Source organism: Rhodococcus tukisamuensis NBRC 100609, from assembly GCF_001894985.1.
GTDB classification, from domain to species: Bacteria; Actinomycetota; Actinomycetes; order Mycobacteriales; family Mycobacteriaceae; genus Rhodococcus_G; species Rhodococcus_G tukisamuensis.
Genome location: NZ_BCXG01000037.1, coordinates 1 through 17,042, shown reverse-complemented (window position 1 = coordinate 17,042; position 17,042 = coordinate 1). Strand labels below are relative to the sequence as shown.

At 67.7% G+C, this 17,042-nt stretch carries 16 protein-coding genes; 3 read left to right on the top strand and 13 right to left on the bottom strand.

Features of this window, described 5'->3' with window-relative positions; all coding sequences use genetic code 11:
* Positions 1-5: 5 nt before the first annotated feature.
* The 8 genes from RT2_RS23555 to RT2_RS23520 all read right to left on the bottom strand — a co-directional run bounded on the left by RT2_RS23555 (position 6) and on the right by RT2_RS23520 (position 8,473).
* Entirely contained in the window at positions 6-818 is an 813-nt protein-coding gene (locus RT2_RS23555; RefSeq protein WP_083577577.1) for an ABC transporter ATP-binding protein, read from the bottom strand.
* Between the two features lie 40 nt (positions 819-858).
* Positions 859-1,536, bottom strand: a complete 678-nt coding sequence (locus RT2_RS23550; protein WP_245709301.1) for an ABC transporter permease — start codon at positions 1,534-1,536, stop codon at positions 859-861.
* Positions 1,537-1,868: 332 nt separating this feature from the next.
* A complete protein-coding gene (locus RT2_RS23545) occupies positions 1,869-2,663 on the bottom strand; it encodes a TauD/TfdA dioxygenase family protein (protein ID WP_072847233.1) in 795 nt (264 codons plus the stop codon).
* 302 nt (positions 2,664-2,965) lie between these two features.
* Positions 2,966-3,946: an NAD(P)H-quinone oxidoreductase gene (locus RT2_RS23540; RefSeq protein ID WP_072847232.1), complete on the bottom strand. Its 981-nt coding sequence runs from the start codon at positions 3,944-3,946 to the stop codon at positions 2,966-2,968.
* Between the two features lie 487 nt (positions 3,947-4,433).
* Positions 4,434-5,243 carry a GntR family transcriptional regulator gene (locus RT2_RS23535; protein WP_245709300.1) on the bottom strand — a complete coding sequence of 270 codons (810 nt, stop codon included), beginning with the start codon at positions 5,241-5,243 and terminating at the stop codon, positions 4,434-4,436.
* Between the two features lie 47 nt (positions 5,244-5,290).
* The gene (locus RT2_RS23530; protein WP_072847231.1) at positions 5,291-6,928 is read right to left on the bottom strand and encodes a 3-(methylthio)propionyl-CoA ligase; all 1,638 of its coding nucleotides are present in this window, start codon (positions 6,926-6,928) and stop codon (positions 5,291-5,293) included.
* 76 nt (positions 6,929-7,004) lie between these two features.
* Positions 7,005-7,484, bottom strand: coding sequence for a hypothetical protein (locus tag RT2_RS23525; RefSeq protein ID WP_072847230.1), 480 nt, complete (start codon positions 7,482-7,484; stop codon positions 7,005-7,007).
* Positions 7,481-8,473, bottom strand: a complete 993-nt coding sequence (locus RT2_RS23520) for a zinc-binding dehydrogenase (RefSeq protein WP_072847229.1) — start codon at positions 8,471-8,473, stop codon at positions 7,481-7,483. The genes RT2_RS23525 and RT2_RS23520 overlap by 4 nt, the downstream gene beginning before the upstream one ends.
* Positions 8,474-8,566: 93 nt before the next feature.
* Between RT2_RS23520 and RT2_RS23515 the strand changes: the two genes are divergently transcribed.
* Positions 8,567-8,923, top strand: coding sequence for a hypothetical protein (locus RT2_RS23515; RefSeq protein WP_072847228.1), 357 nt, complete (start codon positions 8,567-8,569; stop codon positions 8,921-8,923).
* Between the two features lie 27 nt (positions 8,924-8,950).
* Here RT2_RS23515 and RT2_RS23510 read toward each other — a convergent pair whose 3' ends face one another.
* Positions 8,951-10,114, bottom strand: a complete 1,164-nt coding sequence (locus RT2_RS23510; protein ID WP_072847227.1) for an FAD-binding oxidoreductase — start codon at positions 10,112-10,114, stop codon at positions 8,951-8,953.
* 496 nt (positions 10,115-10,610) lie between these two features.
* Between RT2_RS23510 and RT2_RS23505 the strand changes: the two genes are divergently transcribed.
* Complete coding sequence (locus RT2_RS23505; protein ID WP_072847226.1) at positions 10,611-11,750, top strand: nitric oxide synthase oxygenase; 1,140 nt, start codon at positions 10,611-10,613, stop codon at positions 11,748-11,750.
* Between the two features lie 93 nt (positions 11,751-11,843).
* On the opposite strand, the gene RT2_RS23500 is transcribed toward RT2_RS23505, so the two are convergent.
* The 4 genes from RT2_RS23500 to dnaK are packed head-to-tail and all read right to left on the bottom strand — an operon-like array spanning position 11,844 to position 15,934.
* Positions 11,844-12,248, bottom strand: a complete 405-nt coding sequence (locus RT2_RS23500; protein WP_072847225.1) for a heat shock protein transcriptional repressor HspR — start codon at positions 12,246-12,248, stop codon at positions 11,844-11,846.
* 35 nt (positions 12,249-12,283) lie between these two features.
* Entirely contained in the window at positions 12,284-13,486 is a 1,203-nt protein-coding gene (dnaJ, locus tag RT2_RS23495; protein WP_072847224.1) for a molecular chaperone DnaJ, read from the bottom strand.
* A gap of 34 nt (positions 13,487-13,520) precedes the next feature.
* Positions 13,521-14,093 (bottom strand): nucleotide exchange factor GrpE, encoded by a 573-nt coding sequence (gene grpE / locus RT2_RS23490; protein ID WP_083577575.1) that lies wholly within the window; start codon positions 14,091-14,093, stop codon positions 13,521-13,523.
* Positions 14,090-15,934 (bottom strand): molecular chaperone DnaK, encoded by a 1,845-nt coding sequence (gene dnaK, locus RT2_RS23485; RefSeq protein WP_072847223.1) that lies wholly within the window; start codon positions 15,932-15,934, stop codon positions 14,090-14,092. Before dnaK ends, grpE begins: the two co-directional genes overlap by 4 nt.
* Positions 15,935-16,243: 309 nt before the next feature.
* Here dnaK and RT2_RS23480 point away from each other — a divergent pair, with 309 nt between their 5' ends.
* Positions 16,244-16,813, top strand: a complete 570-nt coding sequence (locus RT2_RS23480) for a hypothetical protein (RefSeq protein WP_072847222.1) — start codon at positions 16,244-16,246, stop codon at positions 16,811-16,813.
* The last annotated feature ends 229 nt before the right edge of the window (positions 16,814-17,042 follow it).

Sequence of the window (17,042 nt, the reverse complement as noted above, 5' to 3'; positions counted from 1 at the left end):
TCGACTCAGTGGAGCCGCTTGCGCATCCGTTCGTAGACCTCGATGTAGCGGGGGTCGGTGGTGATCGTGGACAGGTCACGAGGCCTGGGGATGCCCACTCGGACGTCGTCGAGAACCTGACCGTCGCCCATCAGCACGATCCGGTCGGCAAGCGCGACGGCCTCGCCGAGATCGTGTGTCACGAACAGGACGGTGCGGTGCGCCTCGCGCTGCCACAGCTCGAGAAACTCCTGCTGCACGGAAGTCCGGGTGTTGACATCCAGCGCCGCGAACGGCTCGTCCATCAGCAACACATCTGGGTCGAGCGCCCAGGTGCGGGCGAGGGCGACACGCTGACGCATGCCCTGCGAGAGCTGCCAGGGAAACAGGCCCTCACTGTCTCCCAGATGCACTGCCTTGAGCCAACGTCGAGCCGTGGCCTTGCGCTCGGCGCGGCCGATCCCGCGCAGTTCCAGCCCGTACTCGACATTGCGCACGGCGTTGCGCCACGGGAACAGCGCATCTCGCGCCAGCATGAAGCCGAGGTGCGAGCGCCCGTCTCGCGGCGGTTTGCCCATCACGGAGACCTTGCCGGCCGAGGGCTCGACCAGGCCGGCAGCCATGTTGAGGAGCGTCGTCTTGCCACAGCCGCTTCGCCCCACGATCGCGACGAACTCGCCCGCCGGGATGTTCAGGTTCACCTCGGAGAGCACGGTCTTCGTGCCCCCCTGCGGGTGTGGGAACGTCACGCGGACGTCCTCGAACACGATCGCATTCTTGGCCGGGGCCTTCGGCGTCGCCAAGGCGGTTCGCCCCTCAATACCGGTAGTAACGCTCATCGAACTTTCTCCAGACTCGAAGTGGGGCATTGGGATTCGACTACTTGTCGGCGGGGGGCTGCCAACGCAGCAGCCTGCGCTCCGCGACACCCATCGCCTGGTTGAGCACAACGGCGATGGCCGCCAGGAAGATCAAGATGGCGTACACCGCCTCCATGCGGTAGGTCGCCGAGTAGGTGGCGACCAACTGTCCGAGGCCGTTTCGCGCCGAGATCAGCTCGGAGCCCACCACACCCAGCAGGGAGTAGATGAGGCCCAGCCGCAGTCCCGCAAAGATGGCCGGCGTCGCGACCGGAAAGAGCACCTTGAAGAAGACCTGCGGCTTGCTCGCGCCGAGTACGGCCGACAACCGCAGCCATTCCGCGTCGGTGGACCGCACGCCGGCCCGGGCGCTGGACATGACGATGAAGAACACCAAGGTCGCGGCGAGCGCCACCTTGGCGGTGGTGTTGATGCCGAAGGCGACGATGAACAGTGGCGCCAGAGCGATGCGGGGCATCGCGTTGGCGGCGTCGAGGAACGGCGTCAGCACCCGCTCCACTCGGGGCAACAGACCCAGCGCCAACCCTGCGACGACGCCCACCGCCCCGGCCAACACCCAGGCGATGATCACGGCCATCATTGTGTAGCCCGTATTATCCATCAGCTCACCGGATTTGAGCGCGCCGACGAAGTAGTCCCAGGACTGAGCTGGGGTCTTGGCGAGCACGGGATCCATCAACTGGTTCGCCGCGGTTATCTGCCAGAGCCCCAGCCAAGCCGCCAGGACAACGAGTTGCCAGCCACGAACTGTCCACGTCTCCCGGTTCGTCCACCATCGACTGGGCTTCTCCGGTGACACTGTTGGTGCCGATGACACGGCAGAGTGTTGATCGGTTGTCGTCATTGCTACTCCACTCGGTCTGCCTGGAATCGATTCCAAACATTGACGTTCCTAAAATTCGCCCGCAGTCCAGACGCCGTGGGCAGCTCGAGTCCGATTGCGCCGTGTGCAACGGCCCCAAGCAGTTTCAAAACCGTGAGGGGCGGATTTGAAACAAGATGTCGGCGCTACGCCGGCACCTCTCCGTGCAGGGTGATTCGGTTCAGGACGCGTTCCTGGTCCCCGTAGTCGTGAATCGCGTAGTGCATGGTGCAGCGGTTGTCCCACATGACAACGTCCCCTTCCTGCCACATGTGCCGGTAGACGTTGTCGGGGGTGCCGGACTGCTCGTAGACGAAGCTCATCAGGGCCTCGCTCTCCTCCTGCGTCCAGCCGTCGATACAGACGTTGTCGCGGTGTCCGACGAAGAGGGCCTTGCGACCGGTCTCCGGATGCGTGCGGACCATGGGATGCACGGCGGTGGGCCACTCCTCCTCCGCGACGTTGAACATGCGCCCGAGCCGACGGCCCCTGAAGCGAACATTGAGCGTGTCCAACGTCTTTCGCAGTCCGGGGGACAACCTCTCGTAGGCCAGGTACTGGTTCGACCACATGGTGTCGCCACCGGCAGGGATGGTGATCGCGGAGAGGATCGAGATCTTCGGTGGAACCTTGTTGAAGGGCCCGTCGAAGTGCCAGGCCTCGGTGGCCGTCGTCGACTTCTTGACATTGGTCAGCTGGATCAGCTCGGGGTGCCCCTCCATGGGCGTCAACATTGCCGTGACTTCCGGCTCTCCCCAGAGTCGGCCGAACTGCACCTGTTCGGCCGGCTTGAGGAACTGGCCACGGAACACCAGGACACAGTGCGCCTTGAAGGCCTCACGCAACTCCGTGAGGACGCTCTCGCCAAGCTGATCATCGAGCTGCACACCGTCGACAGCTGCACCAATCGATCCGGTAAGGGGGGTCACGCGAAGGCTCACGGCTACTCCTCAGTCTGCGGTTTTTGGTCCTGCGGGTCTGCCAAGGCAAACGGTTTGAGATGCGCCACATCACACGATTTCTGTGGTGCCCGTCACAACGTAGCAGAGACTTTAATTAATGTCGACACCTAAAATGGACCTAACGATCCCGCGCGTTTTTGCCGCCACTACATGGTCCTACCAGCGTAAATAGATGGACCCGCCGCGCGACTCGGGCCGCCGCTCCGTTGCCGGAGAGGCGGCCCGAGCGGCGCTCGCCCGCGCCCACCCAGTGCGGCGCGGCCTCGATGAAGCGCCTACCGCTACGCCGGCACGAGCAGGATCTTGCCAATGTGCGCGGACGATTCCATCAGCGCGTGAGCATCCCCTGCGGAACCGAAAGTGAATCGCGAGTCCACCACCGGCACGACCGAGCCGTCACGGACCCAGGGCATGACATGGGTGGCAATCTCGCCCACGATCTGGGTCTTCTCGGCCACGGACCTGGGACGCAACAACGACCCCGTGACACAGACTTGTTTACGCACCACCTCGCGCAGGTCGAGGGCGCCGAGAGATCCGGATTGCAGGCCGATCATCACCAACCTGCCGCCGAATGCCAGCGCCTCGACATTGCGTTGCAAGTAGTCGGCTCCGACCACGTCGAGCACCACGTCGACGCCGGCCCCCGAGGTCTCGTCCTGGACCCGTTCGACGAAATCCTCACTGCGATAGTTGAACACCGCCCGCGCACCCAGGTCGCGGCATATGGCCGCTTTACGGTCGTCGCCCACCGTGGCGAACACCTCCACGCCGAGCATTTTCGCCAGCTGGATGGCCATCGTGCCGACCCCGCTCGCACCGCCGTGCACCAGCAGTCGGTCGCCCGCCGTGAGCCTGCCCAGTCCGACGAGGTTGGACCACGCCGTGGCCATCGCCTCAGGAAGCGCGGCCGCGTCGACCAGTGAGACCGACGGTGGCACGGCCATCACCTGACCGGCCGGTACCACCACCTTCTCCGCATACCCGCCACCGGTCATGATCGCGCAGACTCTGTCGCCGACCTTCCACTGGGCGACCGACGCGCCCACGGCGCTCACGGTGCCCGCGCACTCCAGGCCCGGGAGCGGCGACGCCCCGGGCGGGACGTTGCGGCCGCCCCGCCGCTGCGTGACGTCCGCACGGTTGACCCCCGCGCCCGCGACGTCGATCACGATCTCGCCGGCGGAAGGCTGGGGGTCTTCGGTGGTGATCACGGCCAAACGGCCGTCAGCCCCGTCATCGACGATCGATACTGCTCTCATCCCGCACCTGTTCTCTCACAGTTGGATTGCCCCGTTGAGACCGACTCGGTCGATGCGGCTTCCGCGTCATGCGGGTCGGCCGGGAGGGGCGGACAGCCGACGGAGATCTGTCTGATTCACAACGTCGCTCGCCACCAGACGCAAAGAGGGCCGACACTTCGACTCCGTGCGATTCCACGGCATGCCGGCCTGCGATTGCGGCGACTCGTATCAACGACGTGTCGGCAATCGCGAATCTACCACCCGCACAACCACAAACGGGAGAGCCAACCCAAGAGAGCCCCCCGATCAGCTCGATCTGCGCGATGCCGATCTGTTGGCGCGCAAGACATCCCGCGGACACGGCCGGGAATGCCACGTCGCACGGCCCGACCACCGTGAAGCAGTTCGACGCACTCGTCGCCAGTGCCACGGAGGTCGCCAGGTCCGCCGAGATCTGGCCGAGGACAGGAGTTTTCACATGGCGACTACCTCGGACACGGCGCGGTCAGCCCGCTCCTGCGTCGCCTTCCACGCCCCCTCCGGAATCGAGCGCGTCGAGTGCCGCCTCGCGGATCCTGTCGATTCTCCGCTCCGCTATCTCGACCGCACGATCCACCTCTTTGGCGTCGACCGCCGCCTGCAGCGTCGTCCAACTCTCCACGTACTTCGGCATCTCGCTCGGATGCGAGGCGAGCCCCACCCGGACGTATCGCATCGTCTGCAACGACACCGACTGCAGGAGCTCGGCGAGTATGCGGTTCTGCGAGATCTCGAACAGCGCGCAGTTCATCAGGAAGGTATCGGCAACGTACTGCTCGACAGAATCGTTCGCGTCTCTCAGGATCCTGGGGATGTGATCGTCGAGAACGTTCTTGACATCACCCCACTGCGTCGTCATTGCTTCGCGCAGGAACGTTCCGTAAAGCAGTCTGCGCACGGCGAAGACATCTTCGAGGTCACGCTTGCTGAGCGCGTTCACCATCGCACCCTTCCGGGAGCGGAACTCCACCAGACGGTCCCGCTCGAGGATTCTCAACGCCTCGCGAACCGGCGCGCGGCTGACCCCCAGCGTCGCGCTGACGTCCTGCTCCACGAGGCGTTGCCCGGTCCCCACCCGGCCCATGGTGATCAACCAGGCCAACTTCGCGGCTATCTGCTCGGCCAGCGACGCCGTCACACGCGCGCCCCCGTTGCGTAGCACTGCCTGCTCGACCGCGGTCATTATCTCGTTCTGCGGGAACGACAGCGCGGACAGGTCCGGCACATCCTCGGTTCTGTTCCTGCCCACTTGCATCCCTTCGATTGAGACACTCACCCGAGTGCGTTGCAGGCTGAGGGATCCGTGCACGCCGCCGTACGCCGCTAGACGGACTCGGGGCTCCGGTCCGCGGCGAGGTGGTGCTGGAACTGCTGTCGTAGCGGGGCCTTGACGATCTTGCCGGTGGTGCCCATGGGAAGTGCGTCCACGAACACCACCGCATCGGGGGTCCACCATTTGGCGATCTTGCCCGCGAAGAATTCGAGGAGATCGGTCTCACCGACGTCGGCCCCGGGCTTGCGGACCGCGACGAGGAGCGGCCGCTCGTCCCATTTCTGATGGGGCACACCGATGCACGCGGCCATCGCGACGCCCGGGTGGCCCATCGCGATGTTCTCCAGTTCTATCGAGCTGATCCACTCGCCGCCGGACTTGATGATGTCCTTGCTGCGGTCGGTGATCTGCATGAACCCGTCGGCATCGATCGTGGCGATGTCGCCCGTTGCGAACCACCCGTCGACGAGCGGGTCGGTGTCGGGCCGGTTGTAGTACCGCGACATCACCCAGAGTCCGCGGGCCATCAGGTGCCCGGCTGTGGCGCCGTCCCACGGGAGCTCCCGGCCCTCGTCGTCGATGATCTTCAGGTCGATGCCGAACACGCACCGACCCTGCTTGCCCTGCACCGCATACCGCTCCTCCCTGGTGCCCTGGAGGTTGCGTGCCTTGAGCACGGAGGCAGTGCCGAACGGACTGGTCTCCGTCATGCCCCAGCCGTGGATCACGGTGATCCCGTAGTCCTCCTCGAGCGTACGGAGCATGGCCGGCGGGCACGCGGCGCCGCCGATCACCGCCCGCTGCAGGGTGCTCAGACGCCGACCGCTCGCCTCCAGGTACTGCAACTGCCCTTGCCACACGGTGGGGACGCTCGCGGACAACGTCACACCCTCCGCCTCCTGCAGCTCGTAGAGGGACTCGCCGTCCATCTCCGCGCCGGGGAAGACGACCTTCGCTCCGACCATGCACGCCGTGTAGGGGATGCCCCATGCGTTCACGTGGAACATCGGCACCACCGGCAGCACGCTGTCGCGGGCGGAGATGCCGATCGAGTCGGGCATCGCCACCCCGTACGAGTGGAGCACCGTCGAGCGGTGGCTGTAGAGCACGCCCTTGGGGTTTCCCGTGGTGCCGCTGGTGTAGCACAGGGACGACGCGGTGTTCTCGTCGAAGACGGGCCACTCGTAGTCGCCGGACTCCGCCTCGACCAGGTCCTCGTAGGCGAGCATCGAGGCGGGGTCCGCCGGCAGGTGGTCGCGGTCCGACATCAGGACGAAGTGCTTGACGCTCGTCAGCTTCGGCGCCAGGTCCCGCACCAGTGGCAGGAAGGTCAGGTCGAAGAACAGCACCTTGTCTGCGGCGTCGTTGATGATCCACTCGAGCTGGTCCGGGTGCAGGCGCGGGTTCAGCGTGTGCAGGATCGAACCGGAGCCGGATGCCGCGTAGTAGAGCTCGAGATGGCGGTACCCGTTCCAGGCCAGGGTTCCGACCCGGTCTCCGGGCTCGACGCCCAGCCGCCCGAGGACCTGCGCGAGCTTCTTGGCCCGGACCGCCATCTCGCCGAAGGTGTAGCGGTGGATGTCGCCCTCGACGCGGCGCGAGACGATCTCTTGATCCTTGTGGTGCCGTGCCGCGTGTGTGATCAGCGAGGACACGAGGAGTGGTTGCTGCATCATCTGGCCTTGCACGGAAACCTCCGAGGGAGTGTCGAGTGTGTGTTCGTGTGGGGATGTGCGCAGTGTGTGTCCGCCGTCGTCGGCGCCGTCAGGATCCGACGGCGGCGCGGTCGTTCGGGATGGCCGGTGCGGCCCGGTTCGCGAGGGTCTTCGCGATCTCGGCGAACGCGCGCTCGCACTCGGCGATGATCTGCAGGGTCAGCTCACTGTCGCCCCGCAGGCAGGGGTCGCTGTACTCCTCGATCGCCTCGATCGAGTACTCCATGCAGCGGATGTCCTCCGGGATCGGACCCGGGATGCTGGGCCAGCCGACGTGGCTCACGTCGCCGGGGCCGCGGAGCTCCCGCGCGTAGCCACCGTCCGCCTGCCGAACGAGGTGCACGCCCGGGACCGTCGAGAAGACCGAGTCGTCGTCGGTCAGTCCCGCCAGGTGCAGGCTGGCGTTGTAGGCGTTGGTGCTGGCCGTCAGCGTCGTCCAGTACCAGAGCTCGAAGTCCTCGAGCGGGTCCAGCCGGTCCCGCAGGTCGGTGAGCCGGTCGAACTTCTCCAGGTGCGACGCGATCCTCACGCTTGCCCGTCCTCGCCGTCGTCGACGACCAGCACGATCTTCCCGAAGTGCCGGTCGGTCGCCATGTACGAGTGCGCGTCGGCGATCTGGTCGAGGGCGTAGGTGCGGTCGATCGGGGTCCGCAGCTTTCCGGCGGCGAGCGGCCCGAGGAGGTCGCGGGCGCAATCCTGGATGCAGGCGACGCGCTCGTCCTCGGTACGGGTCTTGAAGGTGACGCCGATCAGCTTCAGGCGCTTGAGCCACAGCACGTTCAGGTCGATGGTGGACGTGCTGGAGCCGAGCCTGCCGATGTTCACCAGCCGGCCCTGAACGGCCAGCGAGTTGAGGTTGTCCTCGAACACGGTGCCGCCGACGGAGTCGATGATGATGTCGACGCCGTGGTCGCCGGTGATGGCGTTGACGGCCTCGACCTGGTTCTCGACGCTCACGTCGATCACGTGGTCCACCCCGAAGTCACGAAGCTGCTGGGCCTTGTCCTCGGAGCGGGTGGTGGCGATGACCGCGCCGGCGCCCATCGCCTTGGCGATCTCGATCGTGGCCAGTGCGATCCCGCTGGACCCGGCGTTCACCAGCACCGTCTCGCCCTCGGCCAGTCGGCCGTTGGTGATCAGCGCGTCGTGCGCGGTGGTGAAGACGTTGGGGAAGGCCCCGGCCTGAACCCAGGACACCGTTTCGGGGACCCGCATCAACGCGAGCGGCGCGGCGAGAAAGTACTCGGCCTGGCCGCCGTTGCCGTGGCCCATCACCCTGTCGCCGGGCAGCCACTGCGTGACCTCCGCGCCGACGGCGGCGACCACGCCCGCGAACTCGACGCCGATGGGCTGCGGCTCCCCCGTGAGAACCCGGCCGGCCTGCAGAATCTCGCCGCGGTTGAGCGCGGATGCCTTGACCTGGACGAGGACCTCGCCGGGCCCGGGCGTCGGGGTGGGTACCTCGACGACCGCAACCTTGCCGCCGTCTTCGTGGGGGAGAATCCGTGCTGCACGCATCTACGACTCCATGTCCTCGTCGGTTATTAGTGTCGACAATAATTGACTGGAGCGCATTGCGCTAGTGGCGCAGCCCACCCGGGGCCCCACTTGGTGATTGTCGCCACGTTGCAGCCGGCAGCCTTCGACCGGGGACACGACGCCGACCCGCCCGACGTCATGCGCGGAACCGACAGGGACGGGGATCACGGCGGGGTGACCGACGACGAGGCGGGTACCGAGAGGACGGGTGAGTCGGACGCCCCGGCGGGCGCGCGAATCGACTTCATCCTCACCGGCAGCGGCGTGGCGGCGACGACCGTCCTCGCGTCGGGTGCATCGACCTGGCTGACCGACACCATGCCGCTCTCGCGCTGGGCCAAGGCGTTGACGACCAGCCAGGCGCTGGTGCCGCTGGTCGTGGCCGGTCTCGTCGCGGCCCGCGCGGTGAACATCCTGCCGGGCGACTGAGGGGACGGACGGCCGGCGACGTGCGGGTCAGTTCAGCGGGTCGTGCCGGATGTTCTCCGCCGGGGTGCCCCCGGCGAGCAGCCGGAACTTGGTGGTCTGGATCATCGCGTTGGAACCGACGATCTGCACGTCCCGGTCGGCCCATGTGCCGAAGTCGGCGACGACCTCGCCGAGCTTGCCGATCAGTCGCTGGTGCATGCCCGACGGCGGCTCGGGGATCGGGTCCAGGTGCCACCACGGGTTCGCGACCTCCTCGGACACCGGCACCACGGTGAGCCACGGGTTGGTCTGCGAGAGCTGCCAGAGCGTCTCGATGTCGTAGAGGTCGCACGGGTAGACGCCACCGACGAACAGATGGACCCGCGGGTTGGCGCCGCGCATGGCCATCTCCATCAGCTGCGCCCGCAGCGGCGCGATGCCGGTGCCGGAGCCGATCATCAGCATGTCGCGGTCCTGGGTCCGGTCCACACCGAGTGCGCCGAGCGGGCTGCCCATCACCCAGGTGTCGCCGAGGTGGGTCTGGCCGACCATCGCCGGGCTGACCCAGCCGCCGGAGACGCGACGGACGTGAAACTCGATCTGCCCCTCGCTGTTCGACGGGATCGCGGGCGAGAGGTAACGCCACATCCGGGGCCGGCCAGGCACGCTCACACTCATGTACTGGCCGGCGCCGTAGGCCATCGGCTGGTCCAGCTGGAGCCGGACCACCGCGACGTCGCGCAGCACCTGCTTGTGCTCGACGACGGTGCCGGTCCAGGTCCGCGGGCCCGCCTCGTTGTTCGCGGCGTCGATCATGGTCGAGGCGATCAGCGCGATGCCCTCGCGCCACGCGTTGTCGACCTCCTCGGTCCACATCTCGTTGCCCGCGAACTGCCTGAGCGCGGTGATCAGGGCGTTGCCGACCGCGATGTAGTGGGCTTCCTCGATGCCGTACTTACGGTGGTCGCGACCCAGCTGGGCGAGGAACGGCAGGATCCGTTCGGGTTCGTCGAGCTTGTCGACGACGTAGGCGATCGCCTGTACCAGGCGGTCTCGCTGGACGTCCATTGCGGCGGGGAAGAACTCACGCGCCGCAGGGCTCTGAGCGAAAAGGGTTGCGTAGAAGTCGCGGGTCAGCCTCGCCGGGCCGTCCTCGACCGCGGCGACGTCCTTGAACGTCGTCCGGACAAGCGAAATTGTCGTTGAATCCACCGCAGGAGTCCCCGTTCGCATACAAACGCGGCCTGCCGCAGTATCCGGTAGGTCGCGGGCCCCGGCGATCGCCGCGGGGTTGAAACGAAGTCTAGCGAGCCGACGTCACCAATGAAACAGATGTGGTTGTTCGGTCTGCAAACGAAACACCGGCAACCGCGTAGCAAATCTGCGCGACGCGGACCCGACAAGTCCCCCGCAGCGCATCCACCTGGCGCAACGCCCGTCCGGACCGGCTCGAACGACACTGCACCCGACGCCGTGGGCGACGCCGGCACCGGGCCGAGCGAATGTTCCGGCACCTACCGACCACCTCCCCCCCGGTCGCCATGCGTCCCGCCGATTCTGCAGAACCGCTGCGGGCGAACGGGTTCTGCCGGTTTCAGGCGTGACAAACTGGGTTCTCGAGGCCCGGCGTACTGACGCGTCGGCCCCGCAGTACGTCTCTACCGAGAATGGAGAATTCGCAGTCGTGAAAGTTGCCTTCGGGGAGGAGATGGCACGCGATCGAGAGGTCGCGCGCAGGCCCGCACCGTCCACCGCCGAGGTCGAACGTCGGCTGGCCGAGTGCACCGATTTCTATCGGCAGCCGGAACTGGCGCACCTGCCGGCGGCACGGGCGGCGGAGGTGCTCGACGAGTTGGCCCTCACCGGCCGCTACGAGCACACCGCCGAGGAGTTGCTGGTGGGGGCCAAGCTCGCGTGGCGGAACCATGCACGGTGCGTCGGCCGAAACCACTGGCGGACACTCAAGCTGATCGACGCCCGGGACGCGGTCACCGCGGAGGCGCTGGCGCAGGCCTGCTGGGAGCACCTGCGGACGGCGACCAACGGCGGCGCCCTGCAGTCGGTGATCACCATCGGCCCGCGACCGCTCCCGGACGGCAGGGAGTTCCGCATCGTCAGCCCCCAGCTCATCCGCTACGCGGGGTACCGCAACGAGGACGGCAGCATCACGGGCGACCCGTGGCACGTCGCCCTCACCGAGCAGGTGACGGAGATGGGATGGAAGGGCGCGGGCACCCGCTTCGACGTCCTGCCGCTGCTGATCTCGGTCCCCGACGAGCCGCTGCAGTGGTTCGAGGTGCCCGAGGACCTGATCCTCGAAGTCCCGCTCGTGCACCCGAACTACAAGTGGTTCGCGGGGCTGGGCCTCAAGTGGCACGCGGTACCCGCCGTCGCGAACATGGACCTGGAGATCGGCGGCCTCACGTACCCGTGCGCCCCGTTCAGCGGCTGGTACGTCAGCACCGAGGTGGGTGCCCGCAACTTCAGCGACACCGACCGGTACGACATGCTGCCCACGATCGCCCGGAAGCTGCGGCTCGACATGCGCTCGGACCGCACCCTGTGGAAGGACCGGGCGCTGGTCGAGCTGAACCGCGCCGTGATCCACAGCTACCGGGAGGCCGGGGTGATCATGGTCGACCACCACACCGTCGCCCGGCAGTTCCTGGACTTCGTCGGCCGCGAGGAGGAGGCCGGCCGCGCCTGCCCCACCGACTGGTCGTGGATCAACCCACCGATGTCGTCGTCGCTGACGCCGACATTCCACCGGCTCTACGACGAACCCGACCTCGACGTCCGGCCGAACTTCGTGGTCCGCGCGCAGGGCACCGGCTGCCCCTTCAACTGACCGCCACGACGACAAGAAGGCCCGGTGCCACCGCCGCTCCAGAGTTACTGGAACGACGGCGGCACCGGGCCTTCCGATGTTCGGGTGGTGCAGTCAGCGCAGGTGGCGAGGCTTCCAGACCACGAGCGCGTTGTTGCGCGGTGCCGGCACCAGGTCGCGTCGGTAGCTCGCATGCACCTGGGCGATCTCGTTGGCCATCTCGGTGACCCGGCGCTGCAGCGCCTCCACCTGGTTGGTCAACTCGATGATCCGCTTGATCCCGGCCAGGTTGACGCCCTCGTCCTGCGACAGGCGCTGCACCTCACGAAGCAGGGCGACATCCCGCGGCGAGTAGCGACGGCCGCCGCCGGTGGTCCGGTGCGGCGTGACCAGGCCCAGTCGGTCGTAGTTGCGCAGGGTCTGCGCATGCATCCCCGCCAACTCGGCGGCCATCGAGATGGCAAAGATCTGCGCGTCCGGGTCCGGCGGGTCAGCCTGGTACGGAAACTGGTCCTGCATCGTGGGTCACCTCCGATTGGTCGAGGGGGCAGACATCAGGCGCCGGCCCAGTCCGCCCTCGGATCGAAGCCGCTGGCCTTCTCGGCCTCGAGGTAGGTACGCAACGCCTCGGTGGCCGAGTCGTCGAGGTTCTGCGGCACCGCCACCTTCACTGTCACCAGCAGGTCTCCCGCGCCGCCGCCACGCTTGTGCACGCCTCGGCCGCGCACCCGCAGGGTCCGGCCGTCGACGGTGCCGGGCGGTACCTTGACGCCGACGCGGCCCTCCAGGGTCGGCACCGACAGCGTGGTGCCGAGCACCAGTTCGCCGTAGCTGACCGGGACGGTGACCGTCAGGTCGTCGCCGTTGCGGCCGAACACCTTGTCCGCCTTGACGTTCACGGTGACGTAGAGGTCACCGGACGGCGCACCGCGGAGCCCCGCCTCGCCCTGTCCGGCGAGCCGGATCTTCTGTCCGTCGCTCACGCCCGGGGGAATCCGGACGGTGATGCTGCGCGAGCGGTTCTGCACACCGGTGCCGTGGCAGTCGGTGCACGGGTCGTCGATGATCGAGCCGGTGCCGCGGCAGTCGTCGCAGGGCTCACTGAACCCGAACGCGCCCTGGTTGCGGCTGACGATGCCACTTCCGTTGCAGTTCGGGCACACCCGCGGGCTGGTGCCCGGCTTCGCGCCGCTGCCGTGGCAGGTGGTGCACGACGCCGGACTGGTCAGCCGGAGCGGGACCGTCACGCCCAGTGCCGCGTCGCGGAACGGGAGCGTGGTCTGTGCCTCGACGTCGCTGCCGCGCTGCGGCCGGCTGCTGGTGGCGGTCCCACGTCCCGCGCCCCCGCGGCCGAACAGCCCACCGAACAGGTCGCCGATGCCGCCGTCGCCGCCGGTGGTGGTGTAGCTGGCGCCACCACCGAAGAGGTCGCCGATGTTGAATTCGCCGCCGCCGAAACCGCCACCGCCGGTGGTGTACTCGGCGCCCGGCGGGTATGCGCCGCGACCGAAGCCACCGCTGGCGAACAGCCGGCGGGCCTCGTCGTACTCCTTGCGCTTGGCCGAATCCGAGAGCACGGCATTCGCCTCGCTCACGGCCTTGAACCGTTCCTCCGCACTCGCGTCACCGGGGTTGGCGTCGGGATGCAGGTCCCGCGCCAACTTCCGGTAGGCCTTCTTGATCTCGTCGGCCGTGGCGTCAGAGGAGACGCCCAGGTCCTTGTAGAAGTCCTTCTCGATCCACTCCCGCTGACTCACCGGGCGTCTCCTCCTCTCGTCGTTTCCTGTTCTACTACTGCTCGGACTCCGGCGGCGCAGGCTCGCCGTCGGTGACCGTCACCATTGCCGTGCGCAGCACCCGGTCGCCGAGGCGGTAGCCCTTGCGCAGGACCGCCGCGAGCACCGGGTTGCCGCCGTCGCCTTCCATCTGGACGGCCTCGTGCAGTTCCGCGTCGAAGGCATCGCCCTCGTCGCCGAACGCGACCAGACCCAGACCGCCGAAGACGCCGGAGAGCTTGTCCGACAACGCCTTCAACGGGCCCGACTCCAGGTCACCGTGGGCACGTGCCCGGTCGAGGTCGTCGACCACGTCCAGGAACTTGCCGACCACCGAGGCTCGCTCGGAGGCCACGGCCTGATCGATCCGGGCGAGGCTGTTACGCCGGATGTTCGCGATCTCGGCCTTGGCGTAGCCCAGCTCGGTGCCGACCTTCTCCAGTTCGCCGGTGAGCTTGGTCAGGTCGTCGACCGCGGGCTCGGGCTGGCCGGCCCCGGCCGCCTCCTCGGAGGCGGCCGGGGTGACCTCGACGTCCAAGGGCTGCCCCTCGGCTGTCAACGGATCGCGCGCGGCGTCGAACTCGCTCACTTCTTGTCCTGATCAGACGGCTCGTCCACGACCTCGGCGTCCACGACGTCGTCGCCCTGGCTCGGGCCCGCGCCGTCACCGGAGGCTGCGGCCTCGTCGGCCTGCGCCTTGTAGATCGCCTCACCCAGTGCCTGGGACTCGGTGGAGAGCTTCTCGACCGCGGACTTGACGGCGGCGATGTCGCTGCCGGCGAGGGCCTCGTTGGCCTCCTTGACGGCGGCCTCGACCTTCTCCTTCACGTCGGCCGGCACCTTGTCCTCGTTGTCCTTGATGAACTTCTCGGTCTGGTGCACCAGCGACTCGGCCTGGTTGCGGACCTCGGCCTCCTCGCGGCGGGCCTTGTCCTCCTCGGCGTGCGCCTCGGCGTCCTTGACCATCCGCTCGATCTCCTCCTTGGACAGACCGGAGCCGTCCTGGATCTTGATCGTGTTCTCCTTGCCGGTGCCCTTGTCCTTCGCGGTCACGTGCACGATGCCGTTGGCATCGATGTCGAAGGTGACCTCGATCTGCGGCACGCCGCGCGGGGCCGGCGGGATGCCCGCGAGCTCGAAGGAGCCCAGGAGCTTGTTGTGCGAGGCGATCTCGCGCTCACCCTGGAAGACCTGGATCTGCACGGACGGCTGGTTGTCGTCCGCCGTGGTGAAGGTCTCGCTGCGCTTGGTCGGGATGGTGGTGTTGCGCTCGATGAGCTTGGTCATCACGCCACCCTTGGTCTCGATACCGAGGGAGAGCGGGGTGACGTCGAGGAGCAGCACGTCCTTGACCTCGCCCTTGAGGACGCCGGCCTGCAGTGCGGCGCCGACGGCGACGACCTCGTCCGGGTTCACGCCCTTGTTGGGCTCGCGGCCACCGGTCATCTCGCGGACCAGGTCCGAGACGGCGGGCATACGGGTCGAGCCACCGACGAGAACGACGTTGTCGATGTCCTTGACCGCGATGCCGGCGTCCTTGATGACGGCCTGGAACGGCGCGCGGGTGCGGTCCAGCAGATCGGAGGTGATCTTCTGGAACTCGGCGCGGGTCAGCTGCTCGTCGAGGAACAGCGGGTTCTTGTCCGCGTCGACCGTGATGTACGGCAGGTTGATCGAGGTGGACTGCGAGGAGGACAGTTCGATCTTCGCCTTCTCGGCGGCCTCGCGCAGACGCTGCAGGGCCATCTTGTCCTTGGTCAGGTCGATGCCGCTGCTGGCCTTGAACTTCTCGACCAGCCAGTCGACGATCCGCTGATCCCAGTCGTCGCCACCGAGGTGGTTGTCGCCGGAGGTCGCGCGGACCTCGACGACGCCGTCGCCGATCTCGAGCAGGGACACGTCGAAGGTGCCGCCGCCGAGGTCGAAGACCAGGATGGTCTGTTCCTTCTCGCCCTTGTCCAGGCCGTAGGCCAGGGCCGCCGCGGTGGGCTCGTTGACGATGCGCAGGACGTTGAGGCCGGCGATCTGACCGGCTTCCTTGGTGGCCTGACGCTGCGCGTCCTCGAAGTAGGCGGGAACGGTGATGACCGCGTCGGTGATCTCCTCGCCGAGGTAGGCCTCCGCGTCACGCTTGAGCTTCATCAGCGTGCGGGCACTGATTTCCTGCGCGGTGTACTTCTTGTCGTCGATCGCCACGTTCCAGTCGGTGCCGATGTGGCGCTTGACGGAGCGGATGGTCCGGTCGACGTTGGTGACCGCCTGGTTCTTGGCGGGCTGGCCGACCAGCACCTCGCCGTTCTTGGCAAAGGCGACGACCGACGGAGTGGTGCGCGCGCCCTCGGAGTTGGCCACCACCACCGGCTCGCCGCCCTCCAGGACGGCAACGACCGAGTTGGTGGTCCCGAGGTCGATACCGACCGCACGAGCCATAGTGATTCCTCCTACTGGTTGCAGCACCCCCGGCCTTGGCGCACCGGGGTGAGTAGTGCTGGAGTGGTTTAGTAATACTCAGTAAGACTGAGCGTCTCCGGCTCAAGTCTGCCCGGCTCGTTTCTGAGAGTCAAGCCAAACTTGAGCCAAACTCGCTCAATCCTGTCGAAGTGGTCAACGGGGCGTATGCCCGGTTTGTTCCCACTCCCGCAGATTTCCTCTGATGCGCCGACTTTTAGCTGGCAGACGCGCCGGCACCGGAGTCGCGGAACCGTCGGACGGCGCCAACGCGCGGATACGATGCCAGGTGTGGACACACCAGGCGGCCCCGACGCACCGCGCGCTCCGACGCCGCACCGACCCCCACCGCCCCGTCCCGAGTTCGCCGTCGCGCCGCTGCGCGGTGATGCCGGGGAGGTGTCGACCCCACGAGCGGTGACCTTCGCACGCTCTGCCTGGTACGGCGCGTTCGCCGTCCTGGGCGGCATCGCCGCCGCCACCCTGCTCGACCTCTCCGCCGTCCGCGAGGCGCTGGCGGCGACGCTCGCGGAGGAGCAGCCCGACGCCGCACGCCACGACATCGCCGACACGGTCTCGCTCACCCTGCTGGTCAGCGCCGGCGTCGCGGCGGTTCTGACGGTGGCGGCACTCGTCGGCCTGCACCTGCTCGCCGGCCGACGCCGTGTTGCCAGGATGGCGCTGGCGGCGATCGGGGCGGCATCCGTCGCGTCCGCGGTCGGGTTCTGGTCCCTGATGGCCGACGCCGGCGATACCACCGGCGGGGTGCTGCGGTGGGCACCGTTCGGCTACGCCGGGCTGGTGCTCGTCGGCGTCGCCGCGCTCTTCCTCCCGCCCGTCGGCCGCTGGCTCGGCCGCTAGCACCGTCCCCCGACGTTCGGCTGGATCGGCGAGGGAGCCCTGCAGTTGGCGTGGGACAACGTGACCGGGGTGAAAGACCAGCGTCCCAGACGCCGCCGCGGTGAACGCCGATCGCGCCGGCCGGACGCGGTCCCGGGCGCGGTCGGCAGTGTGGTCCGCCGAGTGTGCACCCACCGGTGACCCCACGCGGCGTTTGCCCCCACAACTGCACACCCGACACCCGACACCC